16 protein-coding genes are annotated in these 13,844 nt (G+C 37.9%); 15 read left to right on the forward strand and 1 reads right to left on the reverse strand.

Translation table 11 applies throughout. The annotated features are described in order from the left end of the window. Nucleotides 1-4: 4 nt before the first annotated feature. The 7 genes from ypeB to fni all read left to right on the forward strand — a co-directional run bounded on the left by ypeB (nucleotide 5) and on the right by fni (nucleotide 6,124). Nucleotides 5-1,357 (forward strand): germination protein YpeB, encoded by a 1,353-nt coding sequence (gene ypeB, locus ACRX5O_RS03175; protein WP_433904576.1) that lies wholly within the window; start codon nucleotides 5-7, stop codon nucleotides 1,355-1,357. Nucleotides 1,358-1,458: 101 nt separating this feature from the next. Next, complete coding sequence (locus ACRX5O_RS03180) at nucleotides 1,459-2,121, forward strand: flagellar brake protein (RefSeq protein ID WP_433904577.1); 663 nt, start codon at nucleotides 1,459-1,461, stop codon at nucleotides 2,119-2,121. Between the two features lie 54 nt (nucleotides 2,122-2,175). After that, nucleotides 2,176-2,358, forward strand: a complete 183-nt coding sequence (locus ACRX5O_RS03185) for a YpfB family protein (RefSeq protein WP_433904578.1) — start codon at nucleotides 2,176-2,178, stop codon at nucleotides 2,356-2,358. Nucleotides 2,359-2,506: 148 nt separating this feature from the next. Then, entirely contained in the window at nucleotides 2,507-3,184 is a 678-nt protein-coding gene (gene cmk, locus ACRX5O_RS03190) for a (d)CMP kinase (RefSeq protein WP_433904579.1), read from the forward strand. Continuing rightward, a complete protein-coding gene (locus ACRX5O_RS03195) occupies nucleotides 3,181-3,762 on the forward strand; it encodes a lysophospholipid acyltransferase family protein (protein ID WP_433904580.1) in 582 nt (193 codons plus the stop codon). The genes cmk and ACRX5O_RS03195 overlap by 4 nt, the downstream gene beginning before the upstream one ends. Nucleotides 3,763-3,925: 163 nt before the next feature. After that, nucleotides 3,926-5,062, forward strand: a complete 1,137-nt coding sequence (rpsA, locus tag ACRX5O_RS03200) for a 30S ribosomal protein S1 (protein WP_433904581.1) — start codon at nucleotides 3,926-3,928, stop codon at nucleotides 5,060-5,062. A gap of 12 nt (nucleotides 5,063-5,074) precedes the next feature. After that, on the forward strand, nucleotides 5,075-6,124 hold the full coding sequence (gene fni, locus ACRX5O_RS03205; RefSeq protein ID WP_433904582.1) for a type 2 isopentenyl-diphosphate Delta-isomerase: 1,050 nt from the start codon (nucleotides 5,075-5,077) through the stop codon (nucleotides 6,122-6,124). A 27-nt stretch (nucleotides 6,125-6,151) separates the two neighbouring features. Here the strand turns inward: fni and ACRX5O_RS03210 are convergent, their stop codons facing one another. Further along, nucleotides 6,152-6,295: a YpzI family protein gene (locus tag ACRX5O_RS03210; protein ID WP_119708959.1), complete on the reverse strand. Its 144-nt coding sequence runs from the start codon at nucleotides 6,293-6,295 to the stop codon at nucleotides 6,152-6,154. 106 nt (nucleotides 6,296-6,401) lie between these two features. On the opposite strand from ACRX5O_RS03210, the gene ACRX5O_RS03215 reads away from it, so the two are divergent. The 8 genes from ACRX5O_RS03215 (at nucleotide 6,402) to spoIVA (ending at nucleotide 13,532) form a co-directional block, all read left to right on the forward strand. Next, the gene (locus ACRX5O_RS03215; protein WP_433904583.1) at nucleotides 6,402-7,010 is read left to right on the forward strand and encodes a YphA family membrane protein; all 609 of its coding nucleotides are present in this window, start codon (nucleotides 6,402-6,404) and stop codon (nucleotides 7,008-7,010) included. Beyond that, the gene (locus tag ACRX5O_RS03220) at nucleotides 7,007-7,894 is read left to right on the forward strand and encodes a YIEGIA family protein (RefSeq protein ID WP_433904584.1); all 888 of its coding nucleotides are present in this window, start codon (nucleotides 7,007-7,009) and stop codon (nucleotides 7,892-7,894) included. The genes ACRX5O_RS03215 and ACRX5O_RS03220 overlap by 4 nt, the downstream gene beginning before the upstream one ends. Before the next feature lies 1 nt (nucleotide 7,895). Then, on the forward strand, nucleotides 7,896-8,081 hold the full coding sequence (locus ACRX5O_RS03225; protein WP_433904585.1) for a capping complex subunit for YIEGIA: 186 nt from the start codon (nucleotides 7,896-7,898) through the stop codon (nucleotides 8,079-8,081). Between the two features lie 226 nt (nucleotides 8,082-8,307). Beyond that, entirely contained in the window at nucleotides 8,308-9,618 is a 1,311-nt protein-coding gene (gene der / locus ACRX5O_RS03230; RefSeq protein ID WP_119708955.1) for a ribosome biogenesis GTPase Der, read from the forward strand. 18 nt (nucleotides 9,619-9,636) lie between these two features. After that, a complete protein-coding gene (locus tag ACRX5O_RS03235) occupies nucleotides 9,637-10,689 on the forward strand; it encodes an NAD(P)H-dependent glycerol-3-phosphate dehydrogenase (RefSeq protein WP_433904586.1) in 1,053 nt (350 codons plus the stop codon). Nucleotides 10,690-10,917: 228 nt separating this feature from the next. Continuing rightward, entirely contained in the window at nucleotides 10,918-11,118 is a 201-nt protein-coding gene (locus ACRX5O_RS03240) for a DUF2768 domain-containing protein (RefSeq protein WP_430773005.1), read from the forward strand. 38 nt (nucleotides 11,119-11,156) lie between these two features. Beyond that, nucleotides 11,157-11,864: a YphF family lipoprotein gene (locus ACRX5O_RS03245; RefSeq protein WP_433904587.1), complete on the forward strand. Its 708-nt coding sequence runs from the start codon at nucleotides 11,157-11,159 to the stop codon at nucleotides 11,862-11,864. A gap of 189 nt (nucleotides 11,865-12,053) precedes the next feature. Beyond that, complete coding sequence (gene spoIVA / locus ACRX5O_RS03250) at nucleotides 12,054-13,532, forward strand: stage IV sporulation protein A (RefSeq protein ID WP_119708952.1); 1,479 nt, start codon at nucleotides 12,054-12,056, stop codon at nucleotides 13,530-13,532. Nucleotides 13,533-13,844 lie beyond the last annotated feature (312 nt).

The following is a 13,844-nucleotide window of genomic DNA, read 5'->3' on the forward strand; positions in this document are numbered from 1 at the left end:
CGAATTGATTAGAACAATCTTAATAGGTGTTTTGGTGCTCGGGGTAGCAGGAACAGCTTTTTGGGGCTACCAAGAGCATCGTGAAAAAAATGCCGTACTCATTAATGCTGAGAACAACTATCAAAGAGCGTTTCACGATCTAAGCTATCAGGTAGATTTACTGAATAATAAAATAGGAACAACATTAGCCATGAATTCAAGGGAATCATTATCGCCTTCTTTAGCAGAGGTTTGGAAAATTACATCTGATGCTCATAGTGATGTTGGTCAACTTCCATTAACGCTTCTACCTTTCAACAAGACGGAGGAGTTTCTCGCGAAAATAGGTGATTTTAGTTACCGTACCGCAATTAGAGACTTAGAGAAAGAACCACTAACCGATAAAGAGTACCAATCATTGCAGGACCTGTATAAGCAGTCAGCAGAGATACAAGGTGAATTGCGAAAGGTACAGCATATGGTTTTAGAAAATAACTTACGCTGGATGGATGTTGAACTGGCTCTAGCATCATCAGAAGAGCCTTTAGATAATACAATTATTGATGGCTTTAAGACCGTTGAGAAAACAGTTGAAGGATATGGAGACACAGATTTTGGACCTGCCTTTGTGTCTTTAAGTCAAAAAGAAGACAACGAGTTTAAATACTTGCAAGGGAAACAAGTTAAAGAAGAAGAGGCCGTCCAAATCGCAAAAAAATATGCAGCCTTTGGAAATGATGTGGCTGTAAAGGTTACGGAAAGTGGGAAAGGTGCAAGTACTGGTTTTTATAGCATTTCTGTACAAAAAAAGGGTACGAATGAAGAAGCAAATATGGATGTTACGAAAAAAGGTGGTTATCCAATTTGGTTTATCTACTCTCGTGATGTGAAAGAGCAAAAAATAAGTCTAAATGATGCAAGTACGAAAGCAGTTCAATTCTTAAAGGATACGGGCTTTGAAAATTTAGATCTATTTGAAAGCACGCAGTACGATAATATTGGAGTATTTACCTTTGTTACAAATGAAAATGATGTTAGAGTGTATCCTGATGCTATTAATGTAAAGGTAGCATTGGATAATGGAAATATTTTAGGTTTTTCTGCTGATGATTATTTACGCTCTCACCATGTTAGAGATATTCCAAAGCCAACTCTAACGGTGGAGGACGCACAAAAGAAAATTAACCCAAGTGTTAAGGTGATGGAAAATAGACAAGCTATCATTATTAACGATATGAACGAAGAAGTACTGTGTTATGAATTCATGGGAACACTAGGTGATGACACGTACCGTATTTTCATTAACGCTAATAGCGGGATTGAAGAAAAGGTCGATAAGCTAGAAAATGCCGAGGAAGTATATGAGGATGTTGTATAAGGAAAAGCACCCGCTTTTCCTTTTTTTTAGATTCATATTGCGTCAATGAATAAGTTCATGTCATAATTTGTGGTGACAAGTTTTGACAGGATGTGGATCGTATGTTGAGAATAGGTACTGTAATTATGCTTGAGTTAAAATATGGAGATAAATTAGATAAATTTAAGTGTAAGGTTGTAGAGCAAAAAGAAAATCAAATCTATATCGATTATCCAATCAATATGGCAACTGAAAGAACGGTCTTTTTAATTGATGGGACACAGTTAAAAGGTTCATTTGTCTCTCAGGACAATAACTCGGTCTTTTTGTTTGAATCCGAGGTATTAGGTAGAACCAAGCAGAATATTCCCATGCTTATTCTATCTTATCCTGGTGACGAGCACTTGGTAAAGATACAAAGACGTCAATATGTAAGGGTCGAAACTACTACAGACGTGGCAGTACATCCTACAAATTCAGAGTTTAAGCCATTTACAACTGTTACAGATGATATTAGTGCAGGCGGTGCAGCAATCCTTATCAACGATAAACATGGAATCCTCGCTGGTCAAACCCTTCAATTATGGGTGGTACTTCCTATGCAAAGCGGAGAAATTCATTATTTAAAAGTAAAGAGTAAAGTAGTAAGACTCATTCCTTTAGATGACAGTCGTATGAAGGCATCGTTACAATTTGTTGATATGAGTTCACAGGACCGTCAACTTTTGCTTCGTTTTAGCTTTGACCGCCAGTTGCTTATGAAGAAGAAGGGTCTTGAATCGTGAATAAAATAGCCATAATTTCCCTATAATAGTACTGATATTATGGGAGGAAGTGAAATGGTGAAGACGTTTGAGCGTATTATTGTTAAGATCATTCTCATTCAGTTTCTTTTCCTTATCGGAACACAGTTTTTCTTTCATCAGTTAAGCATCTTTCCTGAGTTGAAAATCATTACAAAATACGAAGGTGTAAACAAAAATAATTTTGCGGATTTTCTAGAAACCTTTAATGGGAAATGAAAAGCAGGGAGCTCCTGCTTTTTTTGTTTTTTACAATATAATTAACAAGCAACGAACAAGTATATGCTAAAATATATAAGGAATCATTCGTTTACGATTCAAATTGAACAAACTAACAATATTGAAGTTCAAACAACTAGGAGGACATATGAGTAAAATATCTATCGCAATCGACGGTCCTGCTGCTGCAGGAAAAAGTACGGTTGCCAAAATAATAGCTGAGAAACTCTCATATATTTATATTGATACAGGTGCTATGTATCGTGCAATTACATATAAAGCTTTACAGTCTAATTGTGAGCTTACCGATGAGAGCGCCCTTAATGAGCTTTTAGCACATACAAAAATTGACTTGTTGCCAGGTGAAAAAGGACAACTTGTATTCCTTGACGGACAAGAAGTAACAAAGGAGATTCGATCTGCCGAAGTGACAAATCAAGTCTCTATCGTGGCAAAACACCGTTTGATTCGAGAAGAAATGGTGAAAAGACAACAGCAATTCGGGGCGAATGGGGGAGTGGTCATGGATGGTCGAGATATTGGCACACATGTCCTTCCTCACGCTGAAATAAAAGTGTTTCTTCTGGCAAGCGTTCAGGAAAGAGCGGAAAGAAGATATCAAGAAAACCTTGAAAAAGGCTTTCCAGCCGACTTAGAAATGCTAAAACAGGAGATTGCCGCTAGAGATAAACTAGATTCTGAACGAGAAGTAGCACCTTTAAAAAAAGCGGAGGATGCAGTAGAGATAGATACCACTTCCTTATCGATTGAAGAAGTGGTTGAGAAAATCTTAGCATTAGCAGAGGAAAGGATAGGATCCTATTGACGATATATACTTTTGCACGATCCGTTGTAAACATGATCTACAAGCCTTTGTATCGTATAGAGACAATTGGCCAAGAAAATATTCCTAAAGTAGGATCGGTTGTGCTTTGTTCCAATCATATTTCTAATCTTGATCCAATTGTCGTAGGAACAACAACTCCTCGCCCAGTCCATTTTATGGCTAAAGAGGAGTTGTTTCGTGTACCTGTGGTTGGGAAACTTTTTCCTCATTTGAATGCATTTCCTGTCAAAAGAGGGATGAGTGATCGTGAGGCTCTTAGAAAGGGCTTAGCCGTCCTTAAGGAGGGGGAAGTTCTTGGATTATTCCCTGAAGGTACTCGCAGTAAGACTGGAGAGCTAGGAGAAGGGTTAGCGGGTGCCGGATTTTTTGCCACAAGGTCTGAAGCACTTATAGTTCCTTGTGCGGTTGTTGGTCCATATAAAGCTTTTAATAGGCTAAAGGTGGTTTATGGAAAGCCTGTTGATTTTACAGTATACCGAAAAAACAAGATATCAGCAGATGAAGCAACAAAAATTATTATGGAAGAAATCAGAAAACTGATAATTGCGAACAAATAGGGAAGTATCTCGCTTGACAAAAGTGGCTATTTATAAGAAGTTTAATTAAAGAGATTTTTTAGATTATTCTCTAAGTATGGTCAGGTGCCATTGTTTCAAATGGTGGTGGGAACACCACTTTTTTATAAAAATGGAGCAGTCAATGGATTAAGGAGGAGTACATATGTCTGAAGAAATGAATCAAGTGGAAGTTATGGATTTTCAAGTGGGTGACAAAGTAAGCGGACAAGTAACAAAGGTGGAGGAAAAACAGGTTATTATCTCAATTCCTAACAGCAAGCTTGATGGAATCATTCCAATAAGTGAGTTATCAAGTCTGCACATCGAAAAAGCAAGCGATGCGGTTAATGAAGGTGACCAGCTTGAATTAGAAGTCCTAAAGGTAGAAGAAGATGCCCTGATCCTTTCAAAGCGAAAAGTAGATGCTCAAAATGCATGGCAAGAGCTTGAGCAAAAGTTTGAATCTGGTGAAGTCTTTGATGCTGAAATTAAAGATGTTGTAAAAGGCGGACTTGTAGTCGATCTTGGAGTAAGAGGTTTTGTTCCTGCTTCTTTAGTGGAAGCACACTTTGTTGAAGATTTCTCTGATTATAAAGGTAAAACGATGGCATTTAAAATTGTTGAACTAGACAAGGAGAAGAATCGCCTTATCCTTTCTCATCGTGCCGTTATTGAACTTGAAAAAGGAAGACAAAAGAAAAACATCTTAGATTCATTAGCTCCTGGTCAGATTCTTTCAGGTACCGTACAAAGAATTACTGATTTTGGTGCATTTGTAGATATTGGTGGAATTGATGGATTGGTTCACATTTCTCAGCTGTCTCATGAGCATGTTGTTAAGCCGACGGATGTTGTTCAAGAGGGACAGCAAGTTCAAGTAAAGGTTCTAAGTGTTGACCGTGATAATGAGCGTATTTCTTTATCGATAAAAGAAACATTACCTGGTCCATGGGCTAATATTTCTGAAAAAGCAGCAAAAGGAACAACTTTAGAAGGGGTTGTAAAACGCCTGGTTTCTTATGGAGCTTTTGTTGAAGTGTTCCCAGGAGTAGAAGGGTTAGTTCATATTTCACAAATTTCCCATAAGCATATTGCTACACCAAATGAAGTATTAAAGGAAAATGAAACGGTGAAAGTGAAGGTTCTCGAAGTAAATGAACAAGAACAAAGACTTTCTCTAAGTTTGAAAGAACTAGCTGAAAAGGAAGAAGAAGTGAAGGATTATGAACTTCCTGAAGAGTCAAAAGGCTTTCAGTTAGGTGAAATGATTGGAGATCAACTGAAGAATTTAAAGAGATAATGGTGATGATCATTGACTAGATCGAAACGAAAATGGGACCATATACAATTTGCCCTCTCCACAGGGCAATCTAGAGACACTGGTTTTGATGATATTACATTTATTCACCAAAGCTTGCCTGACTCCTCAACTGAACAGGTGAGTCTTGATACGATGATTGGCGAACTTTCTTTGAGTTCGCCTCTTTTTATCAATGCCATGACCGGCGGTGGTGGAAAACGAACAGAAGAAATAAATGGACAGCTAGCCCTTGTCGCAAAGGAAACAAGAGTTGCAATGGCAGTTGGCTCACAGATGTCATCAATAAAGAACCCCAGTGAGATAGGCACTTATAAAATTGTTAGAAAAGAAAATCCGAATGGATTGATATTCGCAAATTTAGGTAGTGAAGCATCAGTGGATCAGGCGCTTCAAGCGGTTGATATGCTAGAAGCAAATGCGCTCCAAATCCACGTAAACACGATTCAAGAACTAACTATGCCTGAGGGAGATCGTGATTTTGCTGGTGCACTATGGCGCATTGAAGATATAGTAAAAAAATTACCTGTACCTGTCATTGTCAAAGAGGTCGGTTTTGGCATGAGTCGTGAAACAGCAAAGAAGCTCACTCAAGTGGGGGTTTCTATTGTCGATGTCGGTGGTTTTGGTGGGACAAACTTTGCTAAAATCGAAAATGAAAGACGAAATCGAATGCTGTCGTTTTTTAACTCATGGGGAATTCCTACAGTTGCTTCTATTGCAGAGGTAAAATACAGTTTCCCTGACTTAACTGTATTAGGTTCAGGTGGCATACAGTCTAGCTTAGACGTTGTTAAGGCATTGTCTTTAGGAGCATCCGCAACAGGGTTAGCGGGGTATTTGCTCCAAATCCTTTTAGCTGAAGGAGTAGAGGCAAGTATTACAGAAATTGAAGAAATTAAGATGGAAATTGGGTTTATGCTGACCGCTCTTGGTGCAAGAACTATTAAGGATCTTCAGAAGGCACCTTTGGTAATCGAGGGAAAAACTCATCATTGGCTTAATGAACGAGGAATAAACACAAAAATCTATAGTAATCGATAAAGCTCCCGGATAAGGGAGCTTTTTTCATTAATATCTTTTATTATTATTTAGCTCTCTAGCCTCTTCTGGGCTGGATAGTTTGGTTGCCCCTTTTTTCTCCAACTCTTGATCTCGGTCGGACTCGACACGACCACTTGCTTTTAATTTGCTTTGTTGACGATCTTTACCCATGATTCCCACCTCCTCCTAATTAACATGAATCATTTTTGAAAGTTTATACATCTTACGGTTAAAGTACATACTGAAAAGCCATAATGGAGATGATAGGAGGGTTGACATGGAAGGAATATTCTTTTATTGGACATTTTGGGCTCTTTGGATTTGTACGACCTTTTTTATGAGTAAAACGAATCCGAAACGAGTGAAGTACACAGTCATCATATTATTTTCGATTATTTTGTCTTCTCAATCCATACACTTGTTTGGGCTAGAAGTGTCTGTTGTTTCAATTTTCTTTTTAATCCTAGCCTATTATGAGATTGGGAAAATGAAAGGAAAATCAATGGTTTACTTTTTGATCACGTCATTTATTCTAATGCTTGCCTATGGCAGTTTTCAATTATTTGAGCTTTTTGATCCTGTTTGGTTAATCCTTGATAGAAATTTGATGTTTGCCGTCGTATTAACGTATATGACCATTATGATGCATAATGAGGTTTTTAAACGGGTGATAGCGCTTATTTTTGGGAGTATCCATGGAGAATTTGTTTATTCTCTAGTGTTGGATGTATATTCAATGGAAATTCCAATCGGGTCACTTCAGTTTTTAGATGTTATTTCCATATCCGTTTGTCTCATTTTGGCCTGGAGCGGTTTTGAAAAGCTAACTAGCCTGTTTGAAGGACATGTTTATCAACTAGAAAAGGGGAGAGGAAGACAATCGTGAGTGAGTACACTTATCCTATTTTATTTGGAGTGGTTGTTGGAACGGCAACAAGAATTTATATGCTACGAACGGATTATCGACAGTATCCCACATACCTTCATGGGAAAATCATTCATGTGGCTTTAGGGTTTATCGCTGCAGGACTAGGAACTGTTGCCATACCATCTATACTTGAGGAAGAGTTTACTGCCATCACCTTTTTAACTTTGGCTGCCTCACAATTTAGAGATGTGAGAAATATGGAAAGAAATACATTAAATGAACTGGATAACTATGAATTAGTACCACGAGGAAAAACGTATATTGAAGGCATTGCCATAGCTTTTGAAAGTAGAAATTATTTGGTTATTTTTACTTCCTTTCTATGTACGCTTGGATTTCTCCTTTTTAATATTTTGGGAGGGATCATTGCAGCAGTCATTGCCATTTTCATTTCTACCAAACTAATGTCTGGAGGCAGGCTTGGTGATATTGTTGAAGTAGAGTATTATGAACCTCGTTTTGATGGTCCAGGCTTGTATGTGGACAATATTTATATCATGAACATCGGTCTACCGGAAAGACAAAAGGAAGTACTTAGATATGGGATGGGGTTTATCCTTAAACCGAAAAATTTTGATGCAAGAGCGACAATTGCGAATCTTGGGCAGCGCCAGGCTATTCTACATGATGTATCCAACGCATTAGGAGTGTATCGAGATTCTGGTACACCAGCTCTCGTTCCCTTGGCGAAAAGAGACCTAGATGATGGGAGAGTGGGGGTATTTATTCTTCCGCAAGAAAATGATATTGAGAAGGCGAAGAAAATTATTGAAAAGGTTCCAACTTTAGAAAATGCAATCCGAATGCCTAAAGAGAGAGAGAAAAAACTAGAGGAGAGATAAAATGGATATTGAAAAATTTATCCTTGCTGCAATTACGACGAATCCTAAAAAAGTTCCATGTGGGGTGGCGGTTTTTCATTGTGATGATAAAGAGGAGATGGAAAAAATCACGACGAATCTAGAAGCAATTTTGGATGGAATTGCACATTCTCTTACAGATGAATTGTACATCATTGTAAAACATTAAAGTGGTTTCTTCTGATTTTATTTGCTAGTACATGACCACTTTGATAATATAATAAAGTTAGACCCTTCTGTTTGTAGAAGGGTTTATTTACTAAATGCTGATTTACACCATAATTAAATGAGATGTTTGTAATTTCAACTGTTCTTGCACGGATACATAACTTTGCTTATACATTGTCTGAATAATTGTTGATATCTCTTTTATTATTTTAGAAAGGATGAAAAAAATGGTAAAACCTGTAATAGCGATTGTAGGTCGTCCTAACGTTGGAAAGTCTACAATCTTTAATAGAATAGTTGGTGAGCGGATCTCGATTGTTGAAGATATACCTGGCGTTACTCGAGATCGAATTTATAGTTCTGCTGAGTGGCTTAGTCATGATTTCAACATTATCGATACCGGTGGAATTGATATCGGAGACGAACCATTTCTAGAACAGATTCGTCAACAAGCAGAAATTGCGATCAGGGAAGCAGACGTAATTATTTTCTTAACAAACGGCAGAGAGGGAGTTACCTCTGCAGACGAAGAAGTAGCAAAAATTCTTTATCGTGCCAAAAAACCAGTGGTCCTTGCAGTAAATAAAATTGATAACCCAGAAATGAGAGATCTAATTTACGACTTTTATGCCTTAGGGTTTGGAGAGCCGTACCCTATCTCAGGATCACATGGACTAGGTCTTGGCGATCTTTTAGACGCAGCAGCTAAGCATTTTCCAAGCAAGGACGAGAATGACTATGATGACGACGTTATTAAGTTTTCACTAATAGGACGACCAAATGTAGGAAAATCATCACTTGTTAATGCGATGCTTGGAGAAGAGCGAGTAATCGTAAGTGATATCGCTGGTACAACAAGAGATGCGATAGACTCAATGGTAACCGTAAATGGAGAACGCTACGTCATTATCGATACGGCAGGTATGAGAAAAAGAGGAAAAGTGTACGAAACAACAGAAAAGTATAGTGTGCTTCGTGCGCTACGTGCTATAGAACGTTCCGATGTCGTTTTAGTTGTTATTAACGCAGAAGAGGGAATCATAGAACAAGATAAAAAGATAGCTGGGTATGCCCATGAAGCAGGACGGGCTATTGTGATTGTCGTGAATAAATGGGATGCAGTGGAAAAAGATGAAAAGACGATGAAGGAATTCGAGGAAAAAATACGTGCGCATTTCTTATTCCTAGACTATGCTCCAATTGTGTTCCTATCTGCTAAAACAAAAAAGAGAATTCATACATTGATTCCAATGATAAATAAGGCGAGTGAAAATCATTCGATGCGTGTGGACACAAGTGTGTTAAATGATATTATTATGGACGCTGTAGCAATGAACCCTACACCAACAGACAATGGAAAGCGTCTGAAAATTTATTATACGACTCAAGTTTCAGTCAAGCCGCCAACTTTTGTTGTTTTTGTCAATGATCCAGAGCTTATGCATTTCTCATATCAGCGATTTATAGAAAATCGTATAAGAGAAGCTTTCGGGTTTGAAGGAACTCCTATCAAAATCTTTGCTAGAGAAAGAAAATAAGTAAAAGGTTGTGATGCTATGCAAATCCAAAAAGAAAAAATTGCTGTAATTGGAGCGGGGAGCTGGGGAACCGCCCTATCGCTAGTGTTAGCTGACAACGAGCATGAGGTAAGATTATGGGGGCATAATCGTGATCAAATTAGTGAGTTAAATTCCACTCACACAAATAAGAAGTATTTACCTGAGATTATACTTCCGGAAACAATTGTTGGTTACGACTCTCTTGAAGAGGTTTTAAAAGAAGTAAAGACCATCATATTGGCTGTACCAACTAAGGCCATTCGTGAAGTGATAAAAAAGATGGTTTCATTCGTTGAAAATCCGCTAACAATTGTCCATGTTAGTAAAGGGATTGAACCAGATACACTTATGCGCATTTCAGAGATGATTGAAGACGAAATGCCAGAGCATCTTTTACAGGATGTGGTTGTATTATCTGGGCCGAGTCACGCTGAAGAGGTGAGTCTTCGTCAACCAACAACAGTGACTGTCTCATCTAAGAGCATGGAAGCAGCTGAACGTGTGCAGGATTTATTTATTAACCAACATTTCCGTGTATACACAAATCCTGATATTATCGGAGTAGAAGTGGGTGGCGCATTAAAGAATATTATTGCGTTAGCTGCCGGTATCACTGACGGGTTAGGATATGGGGATAATGCAAAGGCAGCCTTAATAACTAGGGGGCTTGCTGAAATTGCTCGTTTAGGTACAAAAATGGGTGCAAGTCCGCTAACATTTTCTGGCTTAACAGGGATTGGTGATTTAATCGTTACCTCTACAAGTGTTCACTCAAGAAACTGGAGAGCTGGAAATTTGCTCGGCAAAGGCCAAAATTTAGATGAAGTGCTGGAAAACATGGGAATGGTAGTAGAGGGTGTTCGAACCACCAAAGCCGCTTATCAATTAGCGGAAAAGTACGGTGTGAAGATGCCGATTACAACGGCTTTATACAATGTTCTATTTAACCATGCAAAACCCAAGGATGAAGTTGATTTGCTCATGACACGTGTAAAAACTCATGAGATGGAAGATCTTGCAAATGTACTTGTTGAAAAGGGATTGGAATAAATATTTTCAAAAATGGGCCTTTCAATGATGCGTTTACATAGATAATTGCATACAATGCAACGAAGCAAACCTGGTAAAATGAACAGGGAGTATGTATATTTAGTCTTACGAGCTAAAGTAAAGTGACGCCCCTCCTTTGCTTTAGCTTTTTTTCGATCTAAAAAACGAATAAGGCAAGCATTGGGACAATTATGATATAATATTTTAGGCAAAGGGAGGGAGTTACAAATGTCACCGTCACTAATGAAAATGTGGATCTCCTTGGCGGGGATGGGCTTTATGTTTATTTCCATTATTTTAATTTATTTAAGCAGATTTAAGTTTTCTAACAAAGTTTTAAAAGCGATAACAGCTATTGTTGCCTATTTTTTAATGATTCTTTCCGGAATAATCATTTTTTTTGTCGTACTATCGGGACCAACAAGTTAAGTGAAATGGAAAATACATAGGTTAAAAGGGTTGAGTGTATGAAAGGCCAAGTATTATTGTTATTGTCCATCGTTATAATGGTGTTGACGGGCTGCATGTATCCGCAGGAAGAGTTAGCTCAAAACCAAATACCGTACGAAGATCAAGTTCAAGCGGTTCAATCTGCGGTTAAGCAATTTCAAGAGGACAATGGTGGTATATTACCTATAAAGACAAAGGAAATGGACACTCCTATTTATGAAAAGTATCCGATTGATTTTAACAGAATCAGTCCGAAGTATTTAGCAGAACCACCTGGAAACGCATATGAATCCGGAGGTGTATTTCAATACGTACTAGTTGACGTTGAGGAAAATCCAACGGTAAAGATTTTTGATTTACGAATGGCGGAAAAAATTAAAGATATTAATCTTTTAATTAGTTTACAAAAATACCCTCCATACAAAGAAGAAATAACAAAAGGTGTATACACAATGGATTTCAAGAAAATAGGTTATGAGGAAGAACCATTTGTTGTTAGCCCATATACGAACCAAAACCTTTCTTTTGTTATAACTGGAAGTGGAGAAGTATTTGTAGATTACAGAAGTGATTTATATCAAGCAATGCAAAGCGGAAGTTGTAAGAAGGCAGCAGGAGAGGATATTCGCGACTGCTTATTGCAGGATTCATTGTTTGTGCCTGCCTTTTCACTGCTATATACAATGGATGAAGAAACAAAAGAACCTATCTTTTTAGTGGATTAGTCATAACCTCTTTCTTACAGAAATACAATGTAGGAGAGGGGTTTTTTTATATTTGTATGGACTATAACAGTTAGGCAAAAAAAATTATAAAAACTGTCATAACGTTGTAGGACAACGTCATACACATATATTGTCTATACATTAGGGTTATTTTATCCCACTATCTCATTGATTTCAGGAGGGGATCACTTGGAAAAGGTAGATATTTTTAAAGATATTGCCGAAAGAACGGGCGGCGATATATATTTAGGAGTCGTAGGAGCAGTAAGAACAGGGAAATCAACCTTTATTAAGAAGTTTATGGAGTTAGTTGTTATTCCAAACATGGCAAATGAATCCGATCGAGCTCGCACCCAAGATGAATTGCCTCAAAGTGCTGCCGGGAAAACGATTATGACAACTGAACCAAAATTTGTACCAAATCAGGCTGCAAGCATACATGTTGACGACGGTTTGGATGTGAATATCCGCTTAGTTGACTGTGTTGGTTATACGGTTCCGGGTGCGAAGGGTTATGAAGACGAAAATGGACCTAGAATGATTAATACGCCTTGGTATGAGGAACCTATTCCGTTCCATGAAGCAGCTGAAATTGGAACAAGGAAGGTTATACAAGAGCACTCAACGATTGGTGTGGTTATTACTACAGATGGTACCATTGGAGAAATTCCGCGTTCTGCATACTTAGAAGCTGAGGAAAGAGTGATCAATGAATTAAAAGAGGTTGGCAAACCGTTCATTATGGTCATTAACAGCGTACAACCTTATCATCCAAATACGGAAAAATTACGTACAGAGCTTTCAGAGAAATACGATATTCCCGTATTGGCAATGAGCGTAGAAGGAATGCGCGAAGGTGACGTCATGAACGTAATGCGTGAAGCACTTTATGAATTCCCTGTGCTAGAAGTAAACGTGAATCTTCCTAGCTGGGTCATGGTACTTAGAGAGGATCACTGGTTAAGAGAAAGCTATCAGGAAGCTGTGAAAGACACAGTTAAAGATATTAAGAGATTAAGAGATGTTGACCGAGTCGTTAGTCAGTTTAGTGATTATGAATTTATTGATCGTGCAGGGCTTGCTGGAATTGAGATGGGTCAAGGAATTGCTGAGATCGATCTGTATGCACCAGACGATTTATACGATGACATTTTAAAAGAAATTGTCGGAGTAGAAATACGAGGAAAAGATCATTTGTTAGAGCTAATGCAAGACTTTGCTCATGCGAAGCAGGAATATGATCAAATCTCTGATGCACTTAAGATGGTAAAGCAAACAGGTTATGGAATTGCTGCACCTTCACTTGCGGATATGAGCTTGGATGAGCCTGAAATCATCCGCCAAGGACCACGCTTTGGTGTACGCTTAAAAGCGGTAGCTCCATCCATTCATATGATAAAAGTGGATGTAGAGTCCGAATTTGCTCCGATTATCGGTACAGAGAAGCAAAGTGAAGAATTGGTTCGATACTTAATGCAGGATTTTGAGGACGATCCACTGTCTATCTGGAACTCTGATATTTTCGGAAGAAGCCTAAGCTCAATCGTTCGTGAGGGAATTCAAGCAAAATTATCACTAATGCCTGAAAACGCAAGATATAAACTTAAAGAAACATTAGAAAGAATCATCAACGAAGGTTCTGGTGGATTAATTGCTATAATCTTATAATGCATGGACTCCTATATGGGAGTCTTTTTTTGTTTGATTTTATTAAATCACGACAAAATTCATCAAAAACCCCGAAAATACTACCATAAATTAGCGAAAATTCTTGATAACCCCAATTTATTATGATAATCTTTTAACAGAATTAGTACGATATGCCGTCAAAGCCTTATAAATAAAGGTTTTTCTTAAAAAAAACGTTGAAAAATTAGTTTTCATCATTTAATATAAGGCATGTCAGAGAAAACAGCTTCAATTACGTATAGAATTCAACTAAATTGTTTACTAATGAAGATAAGAACGTTTTCACTAACT

This window comes from Robertmurraya mesotrionivorans (genome assembly GCF_050971805.1).
GTDB lineage: Bacteria > Bacillota > Bacilli > Bacillales > Cytobacillaceae > Robertmurraya_A.

Bases quoted from the DNA above. Each gene is read 5' to 3' on its own strand.
- ACRX5O_RS03210 (WP_119708959.1), bottom strand. From the start codon at position 6,295: ATGGGTAAAGATCGTCAACAAAGCAAATTAAAAGCAAGTGGTCGTGTC.
- ACRX5O_RS03180 (WP_433904577.1), top strand. From the start codon at position 1,459: ATGTTGAGAATAGGTACTGTAATTATGCTTGAGTTAAAATATGGAGAT.
- ACRX5O_RS03245 (WP_433904587.1), top strand. From the start codon at position 11,157: ATGAAAGGCCAAGTATTATTGTTATTGTCCATCGTTATAATGGTGTTG.
- der (WP_119708955.1), top strand. From the start codon at position 8,308: ATGGTAAAACCTGTAATAGCGATTGTAGGTCGTCCTAACGTTGGAAAG.
- ACRX5O_RS03185 (WP_433904578.1), top strand. From the start codon at position 2,176: ATGGTGAAGACGTTTGAGCGTATTATTGTTAAGATCATTCTCATTCAG.
- ACRX5O_RS03240 (WP_430773005.1), top strand. From the start codon at position 10,918: ATGTCACCGTCACTAATGAAAATGTGGATCTCCTTGGCGGGGATGGGC.
- cmk (WP_433904579.1), top strand. From the start codon at position 2,507: ATGAGTAAAATATCTATCGCAATCGACGGTCCTGCTGCTGCAGGAAAA.
- ACRX5O_RS03215 (WP_433904583.1), top strand. From the start codon at position 6,402: ATGGAAGGAATATTCTTTTATTGGACATTTTGGGCTCTTTGGATTTGT.
- ACRX5O_RS03235 (WP_433904586.1), top strand. From the start codon at position 9,637: ATGCAAATCCAAAAAGAAAAAATTGCTGTAATTGGAGCGGGGAGCTGG.
- ACRX5O_RS03225 (WP_433904585.1), top strand. From the start codon at position 7,896: ATGGATATTGAAAAATTTATCCTTGCTGCAATTACGACGAATCCTAAA.
- rpsA (WP_433904581.1), top strand. From the start codon at position 3,926: ATGTCTGAAGAAATGAATCAAGTGGAAGTTATGGATTTTCAAGTGGGT.